Source organism: Streptomyces sp. YKOK-I1, from assembly GCF_054660435.1.
In genome coordinates, this window is sequence record NZ_BAAGDR010000001.1 from 6,474,184 (window position 1) to 6,494,674 (window position 20,491).

Annotated in this window: 22 protein-coding genes and 1 pseudogene; 7 read left to right on the plus strand and 16 right to left on the minus strand. The window is 72.5% G+C overall.

Annotated features, from left to right (window positions below):
• The first annotated feature begins 37 nt into the window (after positions 1–37).
• Positions 38–1,000, plus strand: coding sequence for a LysR family transcriptional regulator (locus tag ACYQ8Q_RS28885; RefSeq protein WP_460068783.1), 963 nt, complete (start codon positions 38–40; stop codon positions 998–1,000).
• 83 nt (positions 1,001–1,083) lie between these two features.
• Here the strand turns inward: ACYQ8Q_RS28885 and ACYQ8Q_RS28890 are convergent, their stop codons facing one another.
• Positions 1,084–1,845: an alpha/beta hydrolase gene (locus ACYQ8Q_RS28890; protein WP_460068784.1), complete on the minus strand. Its 762-nt coding sequence runs from the start codon at positions 1,843–1,845 to the stop codon at positions 1,084–1,086.
• A 113-nt stretch (positions 1,846–1,958) separates the two neighbouring features.
• On the opposite strand from ACYQ8Q_RS28890, the gene ACYQ8Q_RS28895 reads away from it, so the two are divergent.
• A complete protein-coding gene (locus tag ACYQ8Q_RS28895; RefSeq protein WP_460068785.1) occupies positions 1,959–3,122 on the plus strand; it encodes an adenosine deaminase in 1,164 nt (387 codons plus the stop codon).
• Positions 3,123–3,260: 138 nt separating this feature from the next.
• Positions 3,261–3,638: an ATP-binding protein gene (locus ACYQ8Q_RS28900; RefSeq protein WP_460068786.1), complete on the plus strand. Its 378-nt coding sequence runs from the start codon at positions 3,261–3,263 to the stop codon at positions 3,636–3,638.
• Between the two features lie 116 nt (positions 3,639–3,754).
• Here the strand turns inward: ACYQ8Q_RS28900 and ACYQ8Q_RS28905 are convergent, their stop codons facing one another.
• The 7 genes and pseudogenes from ACYQ8Q_RS28905 to ACYQ8Q_RS28935 all read right to left on the minus strand — a co-directional run bounded on the left by ACYQ8Q_RS28905 (position 3,755) and on the right by ACYQ8Q_RS28935 (position 8,229).
• A complete protein-coding gene (locus ACYQ8Q_RS28905) occupies positions 3,755–3,955 on the minus strand; it encodes a PspC domain-containing protein (protein WP_460068787.1) in 201 nt (66 codons plus the stop codon).
• A 128-nt stretch (positions 3,956–4,083) separates the two neighbouring features.
• Complete coding sequence (locus ACYQ8Q_RS28910; protein WP_460068788.1) at positions 4,084–4,635, minus strand: VanZ family protein; 552 nt, start codon at positions 4,633–4,635, stop codon at positions 4,084–4,086.
• Positions 4,636–4,816: 181 nt separating this feature from the next.
• Positions 4,817–5,422 (minus strand): hypothetical protein, encoded by a 606-nt coding sequence (locus ACYQ8Q_RS28915; protein WP_460068789.1) that lies wholly within the window; start codon positions 5,420–5,422, stop codon positions 4,817–4,819.
• The gene (locus ACYQ8Q_RS28920; RefSeq protein WP_460068790.1) at positions 5,422–7,014 is read right to left on the minus strand and encodes a sensor histidine kinase; all 1,593 of its coding nucleotides are present in this window, start codon (positions 7,012–7,014) and stop codon (positions 5,422–5,424) included. Before ACYQ8Q_RS28920 ends, ACYQ8Q_RS28915 begins: the two co-directional genes overlap by 1 nt.
• Entirely contained in the window at positions 7,011–7,688 is a 678-nt protein-coding gene (gene afsQ1, locus ACYQ8Q_RS28925) for a two-component system response regulator AfsQ1 (protein ID WP_199844574.1), read from the minus strand. The genes ACYQ8Q_RS28920 and afsQ1 overlap by 4 nt, the downstream gene beginning before the upstream one ends.
• A gap of 4 nt (positions 7,689–7,692) precedes the next feature.
• Positions 7,693–8,081: pseudogene (locus tag ACYQ8Q_RS28930) on the minus strand (methyltransferase); the annotation flags it as partial.
• Positions 8,082–8,100: 19 nt separating this feature from the next.
• Entirely contained in the window at positions 8,101–8,229 is a 129-nt protein-coding gene (locus ACYQ8Q_RS28935) for a hypothetical protein (RefSeq protein ID WP_460073776.1), read from the minus strand.
• 479 nt (positions 8,230–8,708) lie between these two features.
• On the opposite strand from ACYQ8Q_RS28935, the gene ACYQ8Q_RS28940 reads away from it, so the two are divergent.
• On the plus strand, positions 8,709–9,446 hold the full coding sequence (locus ACYQ8Q_RS28940; RefSeq protein WP_460068792.1) for a SigE family RNA polymerase sigma factor: 738 nt from the start codon (positions 8,709–8,711) through the stop codon (positions 9,444–9,446).
• A 253-nt stretch (positions 9,447–9,699) separates the two neighbouring features.
• On the opposite strand, the gene ACYQ8Q_RS28945 is transcribed toward ACYQ8Q_RS28940, so the two are convergent.
• Complete coding sequence (locus ACYQ8Q_RS28945; protein WP_460068794.1) at positions 9,700–10,407, minus strand: uridine kinase; 708 nt, start codon at positions 10,405–10,407, stop codon at positions 9,700–9,702.
• A gap of 59 nt (positions 10,408–10,466) precedes the next feature.
• On the opposite strand from ACYQ8Q_RS28945, the gene ACYQ8Q_RS28950 reads away from it, so the two are divergent.
• Entirely contained in the window at positions 10,467–10,874 is a 408-nt protein-coding gene (locus ACYQ8Q_RS28950; protein ID WP_460068795.1) for a hypothetical protein, read from the plus strand.
• A 99-nt stretch (positions 10,875–10,973) separates the two neighbouring features.
• Here the strand turns inward: ACYQ8Q_RS28950 and ACYQ8Q_RS28955 are convergent, their stop codons facing one another.
• From ACYQ8Q_RS28955 to deoC, 3 genes are read right to left on the minus strand one after another with little or no spacing between them, the layout of a single operon-like run.
• Positions 10,974–11,873, minus strand: a complete 900-nt coding sequence (locus tag ACYQ8Q_RS28955; RefSeq protein ID WP_460068796.1) for an aldehyde dehydrogenase family protein — start codon at positions 11,871–11,873, stop codon at positions 10,974–10,976.
• Positions 11,866–13,302, minus strand: a complete 1,437-nt coding sequence (locus tag ACYQ8Q_RS28960) for an aldehyde dehydrogenase family protein (RefSeq protein ID WP_460068798.1) — start codon at positions 13,300–13,302, stop codon at positions 11,866–11,868. Before ACYQ8Q_RS28960 ends, ACYQ8Q_RS28955 begins: the two co-directional genes overlap by 8 nt.
• 5 nt (positions 13,303–13,307) lie before the next feature.
• Entirely contained in the window at positions 13,308–14,261 is a 954-nt protein-coding gene (gene deoC, locus ACYQ8Q_RS28965; RefSeq protein ID WP_460068799.1) for a deoxyribose-phosphate aldolase, read from the minus strand.
• A 161-nt stretch (positions 14,262–14,422) separates the two neighbouring features.
• Here deoC and ACYQ8Q_RS28970 point away from each other — a divergent pair, with 161 nt between their 5' ends.
• Positions 14,423–15,118 carry a PH domain-containing protein gene (locus ACYQ8Q_RS28970; RefSeq protein ID WP_460068800.1) on the plus strand — a complete coding sequence of 232 codons (696 nt, stop codon included), beginning with the start codon at positions 14,423–14,425 and terminating at the stop codon, positions 15,116–15,118.
• Positions 15,119–15,255: 137 nt separating this feature from the next.
• Complete coding sequence (locus ACYQ8Q_RS28975) at positions 15,256–16,932, plus strand: hypothetical protein (RefSeq protein WP_460068801.1); 1,677 nt, start codon at positions 15,256–15,258, stop codon at positions 16,930–16,932.
• A 119-nt stretch (positions 16,933–17,051) separates the two neighbouring features.
• On the opposite strand, the gene ACYQ8Q_RS28980 is transcribed toward ACYQ8Q_RS28975, so the two are convergent.
• The 4 genes from ACYQ8Q_RS28980 to ACYQ8Q_RS28995 form a co-directional block, all read right to left on the minus strand.
• Positions 17,052–18,683 carry a phospho-sugar mutase gene (locus ACYQ8Q_RS28980; protein WP_460068802.1) on the minus strand — a complete coding sequence of 544 codons (1,632 nt, stop codon included), beginning with the start codon at positions 18,681–18,683 and terminating at the stop codon, positions 17,052–17,054.
• A gap of 55 nt (positions 18,684–18,738) precedes the next feature.
• The gene (locus ACYQ8Q_RS28985) at positions 18,739–19,563 is read right to left on the minus strand and encodes a purine-nucleoside phosphorylase (RefSeq protein WP_460068803.1); all 825 of its coding nucleotides are present in this window, start codon (positions 19,561–19,563) and stop codon (positions 18,739–18,741) included.
• A gap of 119 nt (positions 19,564–19,682) precedes the next feature.
• Positions 19,683–19,967 (minus strand): hypothetical protein, encoded by a 285-nt coding sequence (locus tag ACYQ8Q_RS28990; protein ID WP_460068804.1) that lies wholly within the window; start codon positions 19,965–19,967, stop codon positions 19,683–19,685.
• 15 nt (positions 19,968–19,982) lie between these two features.
• Positions 19,983–20,420: a gamma-glutamylcyclotransferase gene (locus ACYQ8Q_RS28995; protein WP_460068805.1), complete on the minus strand. Its 438-nt coding sequence runs from the start codon at positions 20,418–20,420 to the stop codon at positions 19,983–19,985.
• Between the last annotated feature and the right edge of the window lie 71 nt (positions 20,421–20,491).

Consider the following 20,491-nt stretch of genomic DNA (forward strand, 5'->3'; position numbering starts at 1 on the left):
CATCCGTCCAATGCATGGACTCGCCATAATCGTTCCCATGGTGCATCAGCAGAGGTCACAGGCTCAACTGTCACCGTTCAGTGACACAGAAGACATGAGGGACATGTCGAGGCTGCTGGCGCCCCGGCTCGCCCACTTCGCCGGGGTCGCCCGTACCGAGCACGTCACCCGGGCCGCGCAGGAGATGCGGGTCCCGCAGTCGACCCTGTCCCGGGCGATGGTCCGCCTCGAACAGGACCTGGGCGTCGACCTCTTCGCCCGCCGTGGCCGCACGGTCTCCCTCACCCCGGCCGGCCGCACCTTCCTCGCCTCGGTCGAACGCGCCCTCGCGGAGATCGAGAAGGCCGCCGAGGAGGTCCGTGCCGACGCCGACGCCGCCACCGGCAAGGTCGCCTTCGGCTTCCTGCACACCATGGGCGCCGAGACCGTCCCCGGCCTGATCCACGCCTTCCGCGCCGACCACCCCCGGGTCCGCTTCAGCCTCGTCCAGAACTACGGCGAGGCGATGCTCGAACGCCTCCGGGCCGGCGAACTCGACCTCTGTCTGACCTCCCCGGTCCCGGACGCCCCCGACCTGGTCGCCCGCCGCCTGGACGAACAGAAGCTCCGCCTGGTCGTCCCCGCCGACCACCGCCTGGCCGCCCGCCGGCGCGTCCGCCTCGCCGAGGCCGCCGACGAAACCTTCGTCACCCTCGAACCCAACTACGGCATGCGCCGCATCACCGACGACCTCTGCAAGGAGGCCGGCTTCACCCCCCGTATCGCCTTCGAGGGCGAGGAGGCGGAAACCCTGCGGGGCCTGGTGGCGGCGGGCCTGGGCGTGGCCCTCCTGCCCCCACCGGCGGTGGCCCGCCCGGGTGTGGTCGAACTGACGGTCACGGCCCCGAGGGCGGTCCGCGAGATCGGCGTCGCCTGGCTGGACGGCCACCCGGACACCCCACCGGTGGCAGCCTTCAAGAAGTTCCTGCTCTCAAGAAGGGGCAACTTGCTCCCGACCTAGGGGCAGCCCACCCAGGGGCGCGGGGAACTGCGCGACCAGCCCCCGCGCACCCGCACCCCGCAACGATCCGCAGCCCCCTCACCTCACCGGCGCCACGAAGAACCGAACCCCGCAGCCAACGGCATCCGCAACCCCAACGGCGGCGGAGCCGCCAACGCGTCCTCCACCGGCCGCGAAAACGACCTCCCGAACAACACCCCCATCACGAAGTCCTCGGCCAGCGCCAGCACTTCGTCCCGGTACTGGTGCAACCCGTGCCCGTCCGCGTGCACCTCGAACCGGCACACGTCCCGGTTCGCCTTCTTCGCCCGCGCCGCCAGCCGGAACGACAACTCCGGGTCGCTGCGGTCGTCATGCGTCCCGTGCACCACCATCACCCGCCGCCCCACCAACTGCTTCACCGGTTCGGGTGGCGCCGCCACATCCTCCTGCGGCAGCCAAGGGGCGAGGGCCAGCACGGAGTTGACGGCCTCATGCCCCCCGGCGCGGAGCGCGGCCCGGCCGCCCATCCCGATCCCGGCGAGGCACACCGAGACGTCCCCGTACCGCCGTACGACCTCGTCGACCGCCCAGGCGGCGTCCGCGGCGAGATGCGCCGCGCTGCCGTTCCAGCCGCGGTAGCGGTAGTGCACGACATGGGTGACCAGCCCTTCCTCCCGGCCGGCCCGGGTGAGTCTTCGCCCGAGGCCGCGCACGGAGGCGGCCGCCCACATCGGGGACGGTCTGCGCTCGGACACCTCCTCGCCGCCCGGGAGCAGCAGCACCACCCCGCTCACCGCCATCGGCTCCGGTCCGAGCGCCTTCCCCAGCCTGGCCGTCCGAGCCGGCGTCAGTTGCTGTGCCATGACAGAACAGTGTCAGAAGCAGTGGTGTACTCCACCCGTCCGTGCGGTCACCATTGCGTATCGGCGGCGGGGTGCTGCAGGCGATCTACGCGCGTAGGAGTTAGAGTGCGAAAATGACGAGCCAGAGCATCCAGGCGGGCATCACCCCCAACCCGGACCAGATCCGGCGGGCGCCCAAAGTTCTGCTGCACGACCACCTCGACGGCGGGCTGCGCCCCGGCACGATCGTCGACCTCGCCCGGGAGACCGGGTACGCCGGGCTCCCCGAGAACGACCCCGACAAGCTCGGCCTCTGGTTCCGGGAGGCCGCCGACTCCGGTTCCCTGGAACGGTACCTGGAGACCTTCTCGCACACCGTCGGCGTGATGCAGACCCGCGACGCACTGTTCCGGGTCGCCCGGGAGTGCGCCGAGGACCTCGCCGAGGACGGTGTCGTCTACGCCGAGGTGCGCTACGCCCCCGAGCAGCACCTCGAGGCCGGACTGAGCCTCGAAGAGGTCGTCGAGGCCGTCACCGAGGGCTTCCGGGAAGGCGAGCGGACGGCCCGGCGGAACGGCCGCCGCATCCGCGTCGGCGCCCTGCTCACGGCGATGCGGCACGCCGCCCGCGCCCTGGAGATCGCCGAACTCGCCAACCGCCACCGGGATCTCGGCGTCGTCGGCTTCGACATCGCGGGCGCCGAGGCCGGCTTCCCGCCCACCCGCCACCTCGACGCCTTCGAGTATCTGAAGCGCGAGAACAACCACTTCACGATCCACGCCGGCGAGGCCTTCGGGCTGCCCTCCATCTGGCAGGCCCTCCAGTGGTGCGGCGCCGACCGGCTCGGACACGGCGTCCGCATCATCGACGACATCGAGGTCGCCGCCGACGGAAGCGTGAAACTCGGCCGGCTCGCCTCCTACGTCCGCGACAAGCGCATCCCGCTGGAGATGTGCCCCAGCTCCAACCTCCAGACCGGCGCGGCCGCCTCCTACGCCGAGCACCCCATCGGTCTGCTGCGGCGGCTGCACTTCCGGACCACGGTCAACACCGACAACCGGCTGATGTCCGGCACCAGCATGAGCCGGGAATTCGAGCATCTTGTCGACGCATTCGGTTACACGCTCGACGATCTGCAATGGTTCTCGGTCAATGCTATGAAGTCAGCATTCATTCCTTTCGATGAACGTCTCGCCATGATCAATGACGTGATCAAGCCCGGCTATGCCGAGCTGAAGTCCGAATGGCTGTTCCAGCAGACGGCCTCCACCAGCGGTTCCCTGGCCACGGAGGACTGACCGCACGGTTTACCCGGGTGCGCAATGCGGGCGCATGTTCACAACCCGTCCGCATTTCGATGTTTGCGGCCTCCCCCTTTCCGTGTTTACGGTCGTGGACCGATCGGTTCCCCGTATCCCATTCGAGGACGCATTTTCATGAAGCAGTCTGCTGCCAAGACCCTCGGCGTCGCCGCCCTCGGTGCCGCCATCGCCGCCGTCGGCGCGGGCGCCGCCCAAGCCGCCCCGGCCGTCCCCGACGCCTCGCAGGCGCTGGAGACGGTCACCGGTGCGCTGCCCTTGGAGAACGTCACGAACGTCACCAAGGCGCTGCCGGGCGCCGGCAAGGCCCTGGAGCAGGCCCAGCTCTCGCAGGCCCAGCCGGCGCTCGCCGCGGGCCTCGCCACCGTGCAGCCGGCCGCCGAGCAGGCGCTCGCCCACGGCCCGACCAAGCCGGTCGCCGGGCTGCTCGGCGGTCTTCCGGTCCAGGGCCTGCCCACCCACGGGCTGCCGGTGAACGGGCTGCCGATCGGCTGAACCCCGCCACGCCATGACGCCGTCGGGGCGCACCCGTGCATGACGGGCGCGCCCCGACGGCGTTCTCCCGGTGATCCGGGGGTGGACCCGCATGTGGACCCGCGTGTGGATCCGGGTCACCAGGCCGTGCGCGCCTTGTCCTCCGACGGGAACATGATCCACAGCGCTATGTAGAGCAGGAACTGCGGACCCGGCAGCAGACAGGAGAGCAGGAAGATCACGCGCATGGTGGTCGCGGAGGTGCCGAAGCGGCGGGCCAGCGCGGCGCACACTCCGCCGATCATGCGGCCGTGGGTGGGGCGGGCGAGGCTGGACATCTGGGGCTCCTTCGTGAGCGTCGGAGAGAGGCGGCCCCTGCGGCCGTCCCATCTGCCTTCCACGCTACGGAGCCGCAGAGCGCGAAGCGTCACTCTCCGGAGCCATCCCGACCCCGAGATTCCTTCTCCTACGGGGCGATGCCGACCCTGGGAATCCTCGGGGTCCGACCCTGAGCCGCGTCCTCCTGCAAGGCCGCCGCCGGCATCCGGCGCTCCCCCCTGCGGCGCAGCCACACCCGGGCCGCCGGCACCACCGCCGCATGCGCGAGCGCCACCCCCACGGTGTTCAGCAGCAGCGAGTCCACGTCCACGACCTGCCCGGGCACCCCGGTCTGCAGCAGCTCGATCGCCAGCGACAACAGGGCGCCCGCCGCGACCGTACGGATCAGCGAGGCGAGCGGCGAGACCCGGAGCCGGCCGTGCACCAGCGGCAGCAGGACACCCAGCGGGGCCAGCAGCCCCAGCCCGCCGCCGATCCGCCGGGCCGCCTCGGGCCAGCCCAGTCTCAGGTCGGCACGGATCCCGGCGAACGGATGCAGATTGGTCGGCAGCACCCAGGGCACGTCCCGCGGGCGCAGCGTGACCCAGGCCACGAACACGAGGTGTGCGGCCAGGAGGACAACCCCGGTCGCACGGAGACGGAACGCGGCGCTGCCGCCGATGGAGCCTTGACGCTGCACGACCCCCTAGACGCACCCCCCGGCACGATCGGTTCCGGCTCCCCGCCCGACACTCCCGCAAGCCCTTGCTGCTCCCCGCCGGCCACCTCCCCGCCGCCCGACGGTGACCTGCGGCGACGCCGCCCGCGGAGCCGCCCATGAGGCGTCCGCCACACCGGCGGCGAAGAGGCGCAGAAGGGGCTCAGCTCCCGGTGACCGCCGTCGACGGCGGTTCGGTGCTGCCGGGCCGGGAACGGACCTCGTCCGTGCACTCGTAGCGGCGCAGCGGGTCGGAACCGGGGCCGCCCAGGACGACCGAGCCGTCGCCCTCGGCCGCGGCCGAGTCGGAGAAGGTGCACACCAGCTGGGCCAGCGCGTACGAGGTGAGGGTGTCCGGGGGCACGCTCAGCCGGAGCGCGTCGTCGGGATCCTTCGCGCCCGGACCGCCGACCGTCATCCCCCCGCGCACGTCGGTGGTGTACCCGGCCTCCTTCTCGGCGGCCGACGGCGACTCGGCGAGCTGGTCGAGCAGCCCCTGTGCCACCAGCGCCCGCCGCTGCGAGTCCGCCGCCCCGTCCGTGACCCGTACCGAGCGGTCGACGGCCACCAGCGACGAGCCGCACAGCAGGAACACCTGCACCGGCACCCCCGCGCGCGCGGACTGCGCCGTCACGTCCGGCTCGCTGAGCGAGCAGCGCACCCGGGACGGCGCGGCCCCGAAGTCGGTCGGCACCTCGGTGGCCCGGATCCCGCAGCCGGTGAGCAGACCGGCGAGCAGGGGAAGCGCGAGCAGACGGCGTACGTTCATCAGGCGTCCCCCTTGTTGTCCTTCCCGGCCTTCGCGCCCTGCGCGCCCTGCGCCCCCTGCTCGCCCGGGTCCACCAGCTCCGACGCGTCCCTCGGCAGCCGCAGCGTGAACACCGCGCCGCCCTCGGGGGAGTTGGCGGCGGTGATCTCGCCGCCGTGGATGTGGGCGTTCTCCAGGGCGATCGACAGACCGAGCCCGCTGCCGTCGGAGCGCGGCCGTGAGGCGCTCGCCTTGTAGAACCGGTCGAAGACGTGCGGCAGCACCTCCTCGGGGATACCCGGCCCGTGGTCGCGTACGGCGATGACGACGTCCTCGGCCGACTCGCGCACCGACACCCGCACCGGGGAACCGCCGTGCTTGAGCGCGTTGCCGATGAGGTTGGCGAGGATCACGTCCAGCCGGCGCGGATCCAGTCGCGCGTGGATGCCGCGCTCGGCGTCCAGGTCGACCGCGTCCAGCCAGGCGCGCGCGTCGATGCAGAAGGTGATCTGGTCGGCGACGTCGACGGTGTCCACGACCAGCCGCGCCGTACCGGCGTCGAAGCGGGTGACCTCCATCAGGTTCTCGACGAGGTCGTTGAGCCGCCGGGTCTCGCTGACCACCAGCCGTACGGCGGGCTCGATCATCGGGTCGATGCTGCCCGACTCGGCGTCCAGCTCCTCCTCCAGCACCTCTGTGACGGCGGTGATGGCGGTCAGCGGGGTGCGCAGCTCGTGCGACATGTCGGCGACGAACCGCCGGGACGCCTCGTCCCGCGCGGCCATGTCGTCGACCCGCTTCTCCAGCGCCTCCGCCGTCCGGTTGAACGTCCGGGACAGATCGGCGAGTTCGTCCGTCCCCGACACCCGCAGCCGGGTGTCCAGCCGGCCCTCGCCGAGCCGCCGCGCCGCGACCCCCAGCCGGTGCACCGGCTTCAGCACCGTCGTGGCGGCGGCCTGCGCGAGCAGCGCGGCGCCGATCAGCGCCAGGGCGGTGGCGATCCCCAGCGACCAGGCCAGCGAGTTGAGGTCCTTCGCCTCCGGCTCCAGCGACTTGCGCATGTACCCGGTCGGCCCGCCGCCGATCACCTTCGTACCGGCCACCAGATAGGGCTTGCCGTGCTCCACGACCCGCTGCCAGTACAGGTGGTACGGCGACTTGTTGCCGTCGGTGACGTCCTGCTTCTTGTTCACCGCCGTCCGCAGGGACTTGGGCACGTCGTCCAGCGAGAAGCCGCTCAGCCCGCCGGAGTTGCCGTACACCGTCCGGCCGTTCGCGTTCTCGCCGACCAGCAGCACGCTGAACCGCTGGCTGCTGTTGGCCATCTGCCCGGCGGTGTGCTGCAACTCGTCCTGCGTCGGGTGCTCGGGCAGCGAGCCCGCCCGGTTCTGCATCTCCTGCTCGAAGTCGCGCAGCACCGCGCCCTGGGTACGGGTGAGGACGGCCTCGCGGTTGAGCCAGTACGCGATGCCGGACGCGGACACGGCGGCGGTCAGCGCGACCGCCCCGAAGACGACGACGAGCCTGAGACGCAGACTGGTGAACCGCAGCCGTGACAGATGACCCTTGCGCACCGCGGACCAGCCGCGGTGCGCCTCCTGCTCTTCCGTCACTGAGGGACGTCCAGGCGGTAGCCGACCCCGCGGACGGTACGGATCAGCGTCGGGGACGAGGGCACGTCCTCGACCTTGGCGCGCAACCGCTGGACACAGGCGTCGACGAGCCGCGAGTCGCCGAGGTAGTCGTGCTCCCACACCAGCCGCAGCAGCTGCTGCCGGGACAGCGCCTGCCCCGGCCGCCGGCTCAGCTCCAGGAGCAGCCGCAGCTCGGTCGGCGTGAGCTGGAGATCCTCGCCGTTCTTCGTCACGGTCATCGCCGCGCGGTCGATGACCAGGCTGCCGAAGGCCGCCGCGTCGTTCGACTCGCGCTCGCCGCGGCGCAGCACGGCCCGGATCCGGGCGTCCAGCACCCGGCCCTGGACGGGTTTGACGACATAGTCGTCGGCGCCGGACTCCAGCCCGACCACCACGTCGATGTCGTCGCTGCGCGCGGTGAGCAGGATGATCGGCAGCTGGTCGGTGCGCCGGATGCGCCGGCACACCTCGAACCCGTCGATGCCGGGCAGCATGACATCCAGCACGATCAGATCCGGCCGCTGCTCGCGCAACAGCTTCAGACCGTCCTCACCGCTCGCAGCGGTCGCCACACGGTGCCCCTGGCGCGTCAGTGAGAGCTCCAGGGCCGTACGGATGGCGTCGTCGTCCTCGATCAGCAACAGGGAAGGCACGGGCTCATTCTGGCCCATGAGGGGGCTGTCGTTCGACCTGTGGGTCGGGGCTGAGACGCCACAGGGAGATGCATTCCGCGGCGCGGGCGGCGTGGAGGGGGTCGGAGGTGTCCCGCGCACGCCGGTGGCGGGGGTGCGTGTCCAGCCGGTCGCGCACCCGCAGACCTGCGGTTTCGAGGTGGGCGAGCGGTTCGGCGCGGGTGCGCAGACCGAGTGTTCGGCGAGGTCGGAGAGGATCGGCCAGCCCTCCCCGCGGGGCCGCAGATGCCGTACGAGACCGGTCAGGAAACCCCGCGGCATCGCCCCGCCCTCGTCGTACACACCGAGCTCCAGCGGCACGGCGGGCCGCACGGGCAGCCAGAGCGGACTACAGACGACCAGATCCGCCCGCCCGACCTGGCCACCGAGCAGCTCACGCAGCGGGGCGACCGAGGGCCCGGGTCGGCGGGCCGTACGCGGCGGGGCAGGCGGCACGGACGTCCGGGGCGCGGCGCAGGGCGAGGGCGTGGTCGTCCGACAGCTCGGCCGGCAGTCTGTTCACAACACGGGAAGGCCTGGGCGGGGACGGGCGCGGTGCGGACACGGTGGTCCGTCGCCGCCAGCGGCCGGCGGGCGCCGGGGAAGTCGCCGCGCCACAGCAGGGCGGTTCCCGCGCAGGCCAGAGGGTGCGCGGTGGCGGCGCGCAACCGGTCGTCGGCGAGGACGACGGGGCAGGGGACGTGCCGGATTAGTGGCTCGGTGGGGAACACCGCAGGCTCCTCGTGATCGTGAGTGCCGGGTCACGGAGGGCACTTCGACGAGGGAGCGGGCAGGCACCGGCGGCGCCCGGCCACGGTGGGCGGGGCGCGGGCGGTCGTACCCCCGACGACTGTGTACGCGCTGTGGTGTCGGCATGACGGACCCCTGTGACAGGTCTGTGACAGTCGGCGGACACGGCGATGAAGTGGCCCCGGCAGTCTTTTGGTCACAGGCAAGACCGCAAAGAACGAAACACCGGAAGTCCACGACGGGGGGCGCGAGATGAACACGCTGCACGGTAAGAGCACCACCGCAGTCGCAGTCGTCACGCGTCTCCACGACGTGAACGTCGGCCGGGGTTCCGAGAAGTCCGGTGTCGTGAGCGGGCGGGGGTGCGCACGCGGCGCCGGGCGTCAGCACACCGGGTTCATGACGGTGGTTGACGAGGCTCACGGGGGAGCCGCGTACAGGGAGGACACGGGGGAGCGTCGCTCGCTGACCGAGGCGGAGTTCACCGCCTACGTCCAGGAGCGCCGCGCCTCCCTGTACGCCACCGCCTACCACCTCACCGGCGACCGCTTCGAGGCCGAGGACCTGCTGCAGAGCGCGCTGTTCTCGACGTACCGGGCGTGGGACCGGATCAGCGACAAGGCCGCCGTCGGCGGATACCTGCGGCGCACCATGACGAACCTGCACATCAGCGCGTGGCGCCGCCGCAAGCTGAACGAGTACCCGACCGAGGAGCTGCCGGAGACGCCCGGCGACACGGACGCGATGCGCGGCACCGAGCTGCGCGCGGTCCTGTGGCAGGCGCTGGCCCGGCTGCCCGAACTCCAGCGGACGATGCTGGTCCTGCGCTACTACGAGGGCCGCACCGACCCGGAGATCGCGGAGATCCTCGACATCAGTGTCGGCACGGTGAAGTCCAGCATCTGGCGGTCGCTCCGCCGGCTGCGCGAGGACCAGGTCCTCAGCTTCGGCCGTGACGAGGAGGACGCCTTCGGGGAGCTTGTCGCCTGAGGGTCACGGGGGAAGCACGGGGAAACGGGGGGAACGGGGGAGCGGTACCGGGGCCCGACGGGGGAAGCCGGGAGCGGTGCCGCGCAGCACGGGGGAACGCCACTGGGGGGTGGCGTGGGGGGAACGGGGGAAGCGGGACTGGAGGGCCGGGGGGTCCATCCAGTCCCGCTTTTCGTGTGTTCCTGGTGCGAGGTGTTCCTGGTGCGAGGTGTCCCTGGTTCGGGGTGTCCCTCGTTCGGGTGGATCCGCAGTGTCAGGCCGTCGTGCGCGCCGTGGGCGCGCAGCGGCCCGCCGCCGCGGACGCCAGCCGGCCCATCGCCTCGTCGCGGTCGCAGGCGTACGCGCCGAGCGCGGTCTGCCGCGCCACGATGGAACGCTCCGCGCGCATCAGCCGCCAGCCCCGCCGCAGCAGGAACGGCACCGACTTGCGGCCCTCCCGCAGATCGCGCAGGAAACGGCGGCGGAACGTCTTCACCGGGCCGCGGCTCAGACACAGCGCGTCGGCCAGCACCCCCAGCTCACGGCAGCGCCCGACGATCTCGGCGGCGAAGATGCCCTCCGCGATGAACAGCGGGGTCCGCCCCACCTCGACCGCCTCCGTGCCGGTGCGGGCGCTGAGGGAGATGTCGTAGACCGGTACGTGCGTACGGCCCGACGCGCACAGTTCCACGATGGCGGCGACGGCCGCGTCCGCGTCCCACGACCCCGGGTGGTCCCAGTCGATGTCGGAACTCCCGGCGACCAGCGGCAGGGTCGGGTCGTCGCCCTCCTTGTAGAAGTCGTCGAGCCGCAGCACGGGCAGGCCGGAGCGGGCGGCGAGAAGGGACTTGCCGGAGCCGGAAGGGCCGCAGAGCAGCACGACTCGGGTGGGTATGGGCGGTTGGGAGCTCACGGGACACCAGTGTGCGGCATCCCTCGGGCCCGGTACGACCCCGCGGGTCGGCTTTGAAGCGCGCGTCACACCTCGCCTACCCTTTGTGGCGATCCGATTACCTTGCGCAGCAGAAGGTGGCAGCAGCGATGGCCCGACACGCCTCTCCCCAGAACCCCACCGGCCGGCGCGTGCTCGCCGCCCTCGCGACCGCCTCAGCCGCGCTGGGCGCGGGCGCCGGTGCCGCATCGGCGGCGCCGGGCGAACCCGTCGTCGACGTGATGCGGACCAGTCCGACCTCGCTCGGCAGCATCGATCCGCAGACCGGGGTGCGGGGCACGCTCGCCGCCCTGCCCTACGTCACCGGCGCGTTCACGGGCCTCAAGCCCAACCCGCTGGCGGGCACGGGGGTGGACCCCCTCGACAACGGCGTCGGCACACAGGTCGCCGACTTCCGGCCGCTCACCTCGCAGATGCTGACCGCGCCGGTGGCGCAGGCGAAGTCGCTGGGGTCGCTTCCCCTGCTGGGGGACGTGGTGAAGGCGCTGGGGAGCTGAGGCCGGTGGGGAACTGCGGGCCGGTTGTGGCCGGTCGCGCAGTTCCCCGCGCCCCTAAAAGATGCGCAGTTCCCCGCGCCCCAAAAAAACGAGCCCCTCTCAGTACGCCGAGCCCGACGCGCCCAGTGATCCCGTCGGGTGCCAGACCGTCTTCGTCTCCAGGAACGCCGTCATGCGGTCGGTGCCCGGGGTCGCCGTCCAGTCGTCCACAGGCTGTGGACGCAGGACGCGCTTGAGGTTGTCCGCCGCCGCGATCTCCAGTTCCTTCGCCAGGACCTCGTCCGCGCCCGCGAGGTCGATCGCGTTGACGTCCTGGTGCGCGGCCAGCGGGGCCGCGATCTCCGCCGTACGCCCGGAGAGGACGTTCACGACACCGCCGGGGACGTCGGAGGTGGCCAGGACCTCGCCGAGGGAGAGGGCCGGGAGCGGGGACTTCTCGGAGGCGATCACCACGGCCGTGTTGCCGGTCGCGATCACCGGGGCGAGGACGGACACCAGGCCCAGGAAGGACGACTCCTGCGGGGCCAGGACCGCGACCACGCCCGTCGGTTCGGGGGAGGAGAGGTTGAAGTACGGGCCCGCGACCGGGTTTCCGCCGCCCACGACCTGGGCGATCTTGTCGGTCCAGCCCGCGTACCAGACCCAGCGGTCGATCGTGGCGTCCACGACCGCGCCGGCCTTGGACTTGCCGAGCCCCTCGGCCTCGCCCACCTCGCGCACGAACTGCTCGCGGCGGCCCTCCAGCATCTCCGCGACGCGGTAGAGGATCTGGCCGCGGTTGTAGGCGGTGGCGCCGGACCAGCCGCCGAAGGCCTTGCGGGCGGCGACCACCGCGTCACGGGCGTCCTTGCGGGACGACTGCGGTGCGTTCGCCAGCCAGTTGTCCTTGGAGTCCGTCACCTCGTACACCCGGCCGCTCTCCGAACGCGGGAACTTCCCGCCGACGTACAGCTTGTAGGTCTTGAAGACCGTCAGACGCTCGTTGGTGCGCTCAGACATCGAGGTACGCCTCCAGGCCGTGGCGACCGCCCTCGCGGCCGAAGCCCGACTCCTTGTAGCCGCCGAACGGCGAGGTCGGATCGAACTTGTTGAACGTGTTGGACCAGACGACACCGGCCCGGAGCTTGTTCGCCACCGCGAGGATGCGGGAGCCCTTCTCCGTCCAGATGCCCGCCGACAGGCCGTACGGCGTGTTGTTCGCCTTGGCGACGGCCTCGTCCGGGGTGCGGAAGGTGAGGACCGACAGCACGGGGCCGAAGATCTCGTCGCGGGCGACGGTGTGGGCCTGGGTGACATTGGTGAACAGCGTCGGGGCGAACCAGTAGCCCGACTCCGGGAGTTCACAGGCCGGGGACCAGCGCTCGGCGCCCTCCGCCTCGCCCCGCTCGACCAGCGAGGTGATCCGGGCGAGCTGCTCCTCGGAGTTGATCGCGCCGATGTCGGTGTTCTTGTCCAGGGGGTCGCCCAGCCGGAGCGTGGACAGCCGGCGCTTGAGCGAGTCCAGCAGCTCCTCCTGGATCGACTCCTGGACGAGCAGCCGGGATCCGGCGCAGCAGACCTGGCCCTGGTTGAAGAAGATGCCGTTGACGATGCCCTCGACGGCCTGGTCGATCGGGGCGTCGTCGAAGACGATGTTGGCGCCCTTGCCGCCCAGCTCCAGGGTGAGCTTCTTGCGGGTGCCCGCGACCGTCTTCGCGATCTCCTTGCCGACGGCCGTGGAGCCGGTGAAGGCCACCTTGTTCACGTCCGGGTGCGCGACGAGCGCGGCGCCCGTGCCGCCGTAGCCCGGCAGGATGTTGACGACACCCTTGGGCAGGCCCGCCTGGCGGCAGATGTCCGCGAAGAACAGGGCGGAGAGCGGGGTGGTCTCGGCGGGCTTCAGGACGACCGTGTTGCCGGTCGCCAGCGCCGGGGCGATCTTCCACGCCAGCATCAGCAGGGGGAAGTTCCAGGGGATGACCTGGCCGGCCACGCCCAGGGGACGCGGATGCGCGCCGAACCCGGCGTGGTCGAGCTTGTCGGCCCAGCCCGCGTAGTAGAAGAAGTGCGCGGCGACCAGCGGGAGGTCGGCGTCGCGCGTCTCCTTGATCGGCTTGCCGTTGTCCAGGGTCTCCAGGACGGCCAGCTCACGGCTGCGCTCCTGGATGATCCGGGCGATGCGGAACAGGTACTTCGCCCGCTCCGCGCCGGGCAGCGCCGACCACTTCTCGAACGCCTTGCGGGCGGCCTTCACCGCGCGGTCGACGTCCTCGGCGCCGGCCTGCGCGATCTCGGAGAGGACCTCCTCCGACGACGGAGACACCGTCTTGAAGACCTTGCCGTCGGCCGCCTCCACGAACTCGCCGTCGATGAACAGGCCGTAGGAGGGGGCGATGTCGACGACCGAGCGGGACTCGGGCGCCGGTGCGTAGTCAAATACGGAAGCCATGGTGATCAGTCCACCGTCACGTAGTCGGGGCCGGAGTAGCGGCCGGTGGCCAGCTTCTGGCGCTGCATCAGCAGATCGTTCAGGAGGGAGGAGGCGCCGAAGCGGAACCAGTGGTTGTCCAGCCAGTCCGGGCCCGCCGTCTCGTTCACCAGGACCAGGAACTTGATGGCGTCCTTGCTGGTCCGGATGCCGCCGGCGGGCTTCACACCGACCTGGACCCCGGTCTGCGCCCGGAAGTCGCGCACCGCCTCCAGCATGAGGAGGGTGTTCGCGGGGGTGGCGTTGACGGCGACCTTGCCGGTGGAGGTCTTGATGAAGTCGGCGCCCGCCAGCATGCCGAGCCAGCTCGCCCGGCGGATGTTGTCGTACGTCGACAGCTCGCCCGTCTCGAAGATGACCTTGAGCCGGGCCGCCCCGCAGGACTCCCGGACGGCGACGATCTCCTCGTACACCTTCAGGTAGTTCCCCGCGAGGAACGCGCCGCGGTCGATGACCATGTCGATCTCGTCGGCGCCCGCGGCGACCGCGTCCCGCACGTCCGCCAGCTTGACCGGGAGGGCGGCGCGGCCGGCCGGGAACGCGGTGGCGACCGAGGCGACCTTCACACCGGAGCCGGCGACGGCCTCCTTGGCGACGGCCACCATGTCGGGGTAGACGCAGACCGCGGCGGTGGTGGGTGTGGTGCGGTCGGTCGGGTCGGGGCGGACCGCCTTGGCGCCGAGCGCCCGGACCTTGCCCGGGGTGTCCGCGCCTTCCAGCGTCGTCAGGTCGACCATCGAGATGGCGAGGTCGATGGCGTACGCCTTCGCGGTCGTCTTGATGGAACGGGTGCCGAGCGAGGCGGCGCGCGCCTCCAGGCCGACCGCGTCGACGCCGGGCAGCCCGTGGAGGAAGCGGCGCAGCGTGCTGCCGGACGAGGTCACGTCCGTGAGGGCTGCGGTGGGTGCATTGGTGGGCATGGTCACCAGACGAGCATATCTACGCGCGTAGCGGATGTATAGCCCAGGGGATTGAGTCTCCGTACGACGGGTGCGGGTGGTCTGTGGTTGGTCGCGCCGTTCCCCGCGCCCCTTTCGGGGCGCTTCGGCCCGGCTCCCTGCGCTGCGGCAGAATCGGCCCCATGACCACCCCGGAAGACCAGCCCTCCGCACAGCCCCCGGCCCCCGAGTTCGACGACCGTGTCCACCGGTCGTCCGCCGGTGTCGCCAGTGGCGTCCTGCTGCTGGCCCTCGTCGGCTGGCTCGGCATCGACGCGATCGTCGCGGGCGAGGGGCGTACGCCGTGGCTGGCGCTCGCCCTGCTGATCCTGGTCGTGCCGCTGGTCGTCGCCTTCACCCTGCGGCCCGCCGTGTACGCGGGCCAGGACCGGCTGCGGGTGCGCAATCCGTTCCGGGTGGTCGTGCTGCCCTGGGGGCAGGTCGCGGCGCTGCGCTCCGGATACTCCAACGAGGTCGTCGCCAAGTCGGGGACCAAGTTCCAGCTGTGGGCGGTCCCGGTGTCGCTGCGGGCCCGCAAGTCGGCGGCGCGGCGCGAGGCACGGGCGGCGGCGCAGGGCACGCCGGGGAGCGGGAGCGGCGGTGGGCGGGGGAGCGGCCGGAGCGGGTTCGGTGGCTTCGGCGGGTCCTCCCCGGCGGCCGGGCAGGGGCCTGCGAGGGCCGCGACCGACCAGGTCATGGACGATCTGCGGACCCTGTGGGAGGGGCGCGAGAACGCGGAGAGCGCGCAGGGCGAGGTGACCGTGCGCTGGGCGTGGGAGATCCTCGGCCCCGCTGCCGCCGGCGCCGTGGTGCTGGCGATCCTGCTGGCGATGGGGTGAGCCGCCGGGGCCGGTGAGGTCTTTTGCGGCTGGGTTGTGACCCGGCCCTTCTTCCAGGTCACTGGGTTCTTCGTCATGATCGGGCGCGCGGCCCCGGCCAGGTCGGCGGAACGCGGGGCCCGTGAGTCTGGGGAACCATGATGACGAATCCCGGCGAGGTGCTGCGGCTGCCCGCCTCCTCGATGCCCGAGGGCTGCCCGGTCTGGGACGGCGGGTCGGCGGACCGCTGGACACGGACGCTGCCCGCGCGCGGTGTGCCGCTGCGCGCCCCGCTGGGGGCGGCCCTGTGGCTGCCCCTGGTCGCGGTGGTCGGCGCGGGCGCCCTCGCCTACAACGGTGTGCTGCCCGGATGGGCCGCCGTCCTGCTCTCCCTGCACCTCGTCTGGACCGCCCAGCGGCCCGAGGCGGTGCTGGTGGGCGCGCCGGTCGCCGCCGTGGCGGTCGTCGCCCTCGGCGACTGGCCGGGGCCGCCGTGGCTGCTGCCGCCCCTGCTCGTGGCCGCGCTGACCGCCGTATGGCTGGCGGCGGTGCTACGGCTCTCCGCGCGCCGTCGGCAGCGGGCGGTGGCCCTGGTGGCGGCCGGGGGAGCGGCCGCCGTGCTGCCGCCGGAGGCGGGCAAGCGGTCGCGGCGGGGCCGTTTCCTCATCGGCTTCGGGCTGGTCACGGTGGTGGCCGGGGCGGCGGTGTCCGGTGCCGCGTACGTGTGGGCGGAGGGCCCCGACCGGCAGGGCGTACCGGCGGGCGGCTGGTGTCTGGCCGGGCTCGGGCTCACGGTGCTGTTCTCCGGGGTGCTGGCCCGTCGGCGGGCCGCCGCCCTGCGCACGGAGCCCGTTCCCGTGCTGCGGGTGCTGCTGCGGGAGGGCCGGGACGGCGACATGGAGGTGTACGCCGCCGACGACACGGTGGGCGGTCGGGCCCTGTTCACGGTGGCGACTGAGGACGACTCCGGAGTCGACGGAGGTGCGGACGAAGAGAACGAAGAGGACGAAGAGGACGACGAGGGCGACGAGGAGCTGCTGGACCGACTGGTCGAGGACCGGGTCGGGCCGTTGCGGGAGGCCGTGCTGTACGGGGTGCCCTGGGACGGGGCCGAGGTCGTGGTCCTCGCCGCCGCGGAGAAGGCCGGGGAGCCGCCGGTGGTCGAGCGGGGCAGCGGGCCGGTGCGGCCGGTGACCAGGTGGAACCTCCGGCGCCGGGCCTGGGAGGCGCGGCGCAGGGTGGCCCGGGAGCGCTGGTACCGGGCCCAGGGGCGGAGCGCCGAGGAGGCCGCCGAGCGGGGCCTGGACAGGGCTCCCGTCGCCCCGCGGCGGTGGCGGGCCGGGTGGGGGGACTGGATCAGCATGGCGGTGCTGGTGCTGTACGCCACCTGGTTCACGGGCGGTCACGGCATACGGCACTACGTCGTCGGCGTCGCGGTGAGTCTGCTGGCGGCGCGGGTGCTGCCGCGCCGGCTGTGCTGGCGTATCACCGCCGACCGCGACGGGCTGTGGCTCGCCGGCTTCCGCGGCCCGCGGCTGCTGGCCTGGGACGACATCCGGACCGTGCGGTGCCGCCGGAGCGAGCTGAGGATCGCGGGTACCCGGGCGTCCTTCGACGACTGGGCGGTGGACGCGTTCCGCTGGCCCTGGCTGGAGGGGCGGCTCGGGGTGCTGCACCGCTACGAGCGGACGGCCGCCGAGATCACCGCGATGTGGCGGGACCCCGCGCTGCGGCCGACGGGGGCGGCGGACGTACGGCGGCGCGGGCGGGCGCTGTGGCCGCTCGGGGTGGTCATCGGGGTGATGGGGGTGGCGGCGGTGCTGTTCATGCCCTGAGGGGGCGATCGTGGAACACGGCCCGCCCCACGCCATGTTCCACACCCCGCAGGACCCGCGCACCGCGGACTACGTCGGCGGCCGCTTCGGCTGAGCTGTCAGGGGCCGCCGGACGCGGCTCAGAGCCCCGCCGCCGCCGACAGGTCCCGCTTGATCGTGGCGAGGACCTCGGCCGCCTCCGCGCGGGCGGCCGGCAGCGCGGCGAGACCGGCCACCGGGACGACCACCTCCAGGTAGCACTTCAGCTTGGGCTCGGTGCCGCTCGGCCGGACGATCACCCGGGCGCCCTCGAGGGTGTAGCGCAGACCGTCGGTCGGCGGCAGCCGGTCCGTGCCCCGGGTGAGGTCCTCGGCCCGGGTGACGGCCAGCCCGGCGAGGGAGGCCGGGGGCCGCTCGCGCAGCCGGCGCATGGCGTCGGCGATGACGGACAGGTCCTCGACCCGGAACGAGAGCTGGTCGGTGGCGTGCAGCCCGTGCTCCACGGCCAGCTCGTCCAGCAGGTCCAGCAGGGTACGGCCCTGCTCCTTCAGCTCGGAGGCCAGCTCCGTGATGAGCAGCGCCGCGGTGATGCCGTCCTTGTCGCGCACGCCCTCCGGGTCCACGCAGTAGCCGAGGGCCTCCTCGTAGCCGTAGCGCAGACCCTCGACCCGGGCGATCCACTTGAAGCCGGTGAGGGTCTCCTCGTACGGCAGCCCCGCCTTCTCGGCGATCCGGCCGAGGAGGGAGGAGGAGACGATCGACTCGGCGAACGTGCCGCGCGCGCCGCGCCGGACCAGATGGGCGGCGAGCAGGGCGCCGACCTCGTCGCCGCGCAGCATCCGCCAGTCGCCGCCGTCGGGGACGGCCACGGCGCAGCGGTCGGCGTCCGGGTCGTTGGCGACGACCAAGTCCGGGCTCGTCGCACGGGCCCGCGCGAAGGCGAGGTCCATCGCGCCGGGCTCCTCCGGGTTGGGGAAGGCCACCGTCGGGAAGTCCGGGTCGGGCTCGGCCTGCTCGGCGACCAGCACCGGCTCGGGGAAGCCGGCGCGGGCGAAGGCGGCGAGGAGGACGTCCTTGCCGACGCCGTGCATCGCCGTGTACACCGTGCGGGCGGTGCGCGCCGAGCCCTCGGCGAGCACGGCGTCGGTGCGGGCCAGATAGGCGTCCAGGACCGAGTCGTCCAGGGTCTCCCAGCCGCTCTCGGGGCGGGGCACGTCGTCCAGCGAGGCGATCGCGTCGATCTCGGCGGCGATCCCGGCGTCGGCGGGCGGCACGATCTGGGAGCCGTCGCCGAGGTAGACCTTGTAGCCGTTGTCCCGGGGCGGGTTGTGGCTGGCGGTGACCTCGACCCCGGCGACCGCGCCGAGGTGCCTTATGGCGTAGGCGAGGACGGGGGTCGGCAGGGGGCGGGGCAGCACGGCGGCGCGCAGGCCGGCGCCCGTCATCACGGCCGCCGTGTCCCGGGCGAAGTCGGCGGACTTGTGGCGGGCGTCGTAGCCGATGACGACGACCCCGTCGGTGTGGCCCTGCTTCTTCAGGTAGGCGGCGAGACCCGCGGCCGCGCGGATGACGACGGACCTGTTCATCCGCATCGGACCGGCGCCCAGCTCACCGCGCAGACCGGCCGTGCCGAACTGGAGCGTTCCGGCGAAACGGGCGGCCAGTTCGGTGACATCCCCCGACTCCAGGAGCTTCGCGAGTTCGGCGCGGGTCTCCGGGTCGGGATCCTCGGCCAGCCAGGCCCGGGCGCGGGTGGTCAGGTCGTCGTGCACGTCGGTCAGCCTCTCGTGTGGGGTGTCTCGCCGTCCAGGAATGCCCGTTTTCCGGTTACAGGCGGTCCAGCACCTGGGTCAGGAGGGCGCCCATGCGCGTCGCGCTGTCGCGGCCGGCCTGGAGGACCTCCTCGTGGTTGAGGGGCTCGCCCGTCATGCCCGCGGCGAGGTTCGTCACCAGGGAGATCCCGAGCACCTCCGCCCCGGCCTCACGCGCCGCGATGGCCTCCAGCACGGTCGACATGCCGACCAGGTCCGCGCCGATGACCCGCGCCATGCGGATCTCCGCCGGCGTCTCGTAGTGCGGCCCGGGGAACTGGGCGTAGACACCCTCCTCCAGCGTGGCGTCGATCTCCTTGCACAGCGCGCGCAGCCGCGGCGAGTACAGATCGGTGAGGTCGACGAAGTTCGCGCCGACGATCGGCGAGGTCGCCGTGAGGTTGATGTGGTCGCTGATCAGGACCGGCTGCCCGGGACGCATGCCCTCGCGCAGACCGCCGCAGCCGTTGGTCAGCACGACGGTCTTGCAGCCCGCCGAGACGGCCGTACGGACGCCGTGCGCGACGGCGGCCACCCCGCGGCCCTCGTAGAAGTGGGTGCGGCCCAGGAAGACCAGGGCGCGCTTCTCGCCGATGCGGTACGAGCGGACCTTGCCGCCGTGGCCCTCGACCGCGGGCGGCGGGAATCCGGGCAGCTCGGTGACCGGGAACTCGGCGTCGGGGGCACCCAGGGCGTCCACGGCGGGTGCCCAGCCGGAGCCCATCACGAGGGCGACGTCGTGGGTCTCGGCGCCGGTCAGTTCGCGCAGGCGCGAGGCGGCGGCGTCGGCGGCGGCGTGGGGGTCGCCCTGGATGTCGTCCGGGAGAAGAGATGCGTTCACGCGGATGAGGGTAGCCGGTTCTTGCCTACGCGCGTAGATGACAGAGCCCACGGGAAAGGGATCGTTGTCTTGTCGTTTCCATCCAGCGTCTCCAACCAGGGGCGTCGCCGCGGGCCCGGTCAGTCCTCCCGGACCAGCACGTCCTCGTCGCTGAACACCTCGACCACGAAGATCAGCAGCCGCCCCCGGCTGACGATGTACTCCGCGAACATGTGCTCGGTGAGCCGTACCGTGCGGTCGTCGCCCGTCCCGCTCACGGCGCGCGACGCGGGCAGATAGGGGTCCCGGGTGAGGACGTCGACCCCCTTGTCGAACCTGGCGCGCTGCCGTGCGTCCAGACGGTCGCGCGCGGCCGCCGCCTGCTCGGTGTACTGGACCTGGTAACCGTGCCGTGCCCCGCTCATGCCTTCCAGCATCGATCAGCAAGGACGCTTCCGCAGCTCCATCACATAGTCGTGGGGCGCCCCGGCCGACTCGGCGGCGTCCGCGACCTCCCCGAGGTAGCGGGCCGACGGCAGTCCGCCCTCGTACCCGTTCAGCACGTACAGCCACGCCGAGGCCTGGCCGTCCAGGGTGTGCACCCGCACCCGCATCCTGCGGTAGATGCCGAGCCCGACGCCCTCCCAGCGGTCCAGGGACTCCTCGTCCATGGGCGCGAGGTCGTACAGCGCGACGAACACCTGCGCCTGCGGATCCTCGACCAGGGTCGCCAGCGCGCCCTCCCAGCCGAGCTGCTCCCCGCCGAAGGTCAGCCGCCAGCCGTCGAGCCAGCCCGTCGCGCGCAGGGGCGAGTGCGGGGCGCGGCGGGTCATCAGCCGCGCGTCGAGGTTGCCGGCGTACGCGGCGTAGAGCGACATGGGAGGAGGGTACGGCAGCCGGTGCGCGGGTCACTTCCGTCACAGGCGCATCACCGTTCGCCCCCGGGCGG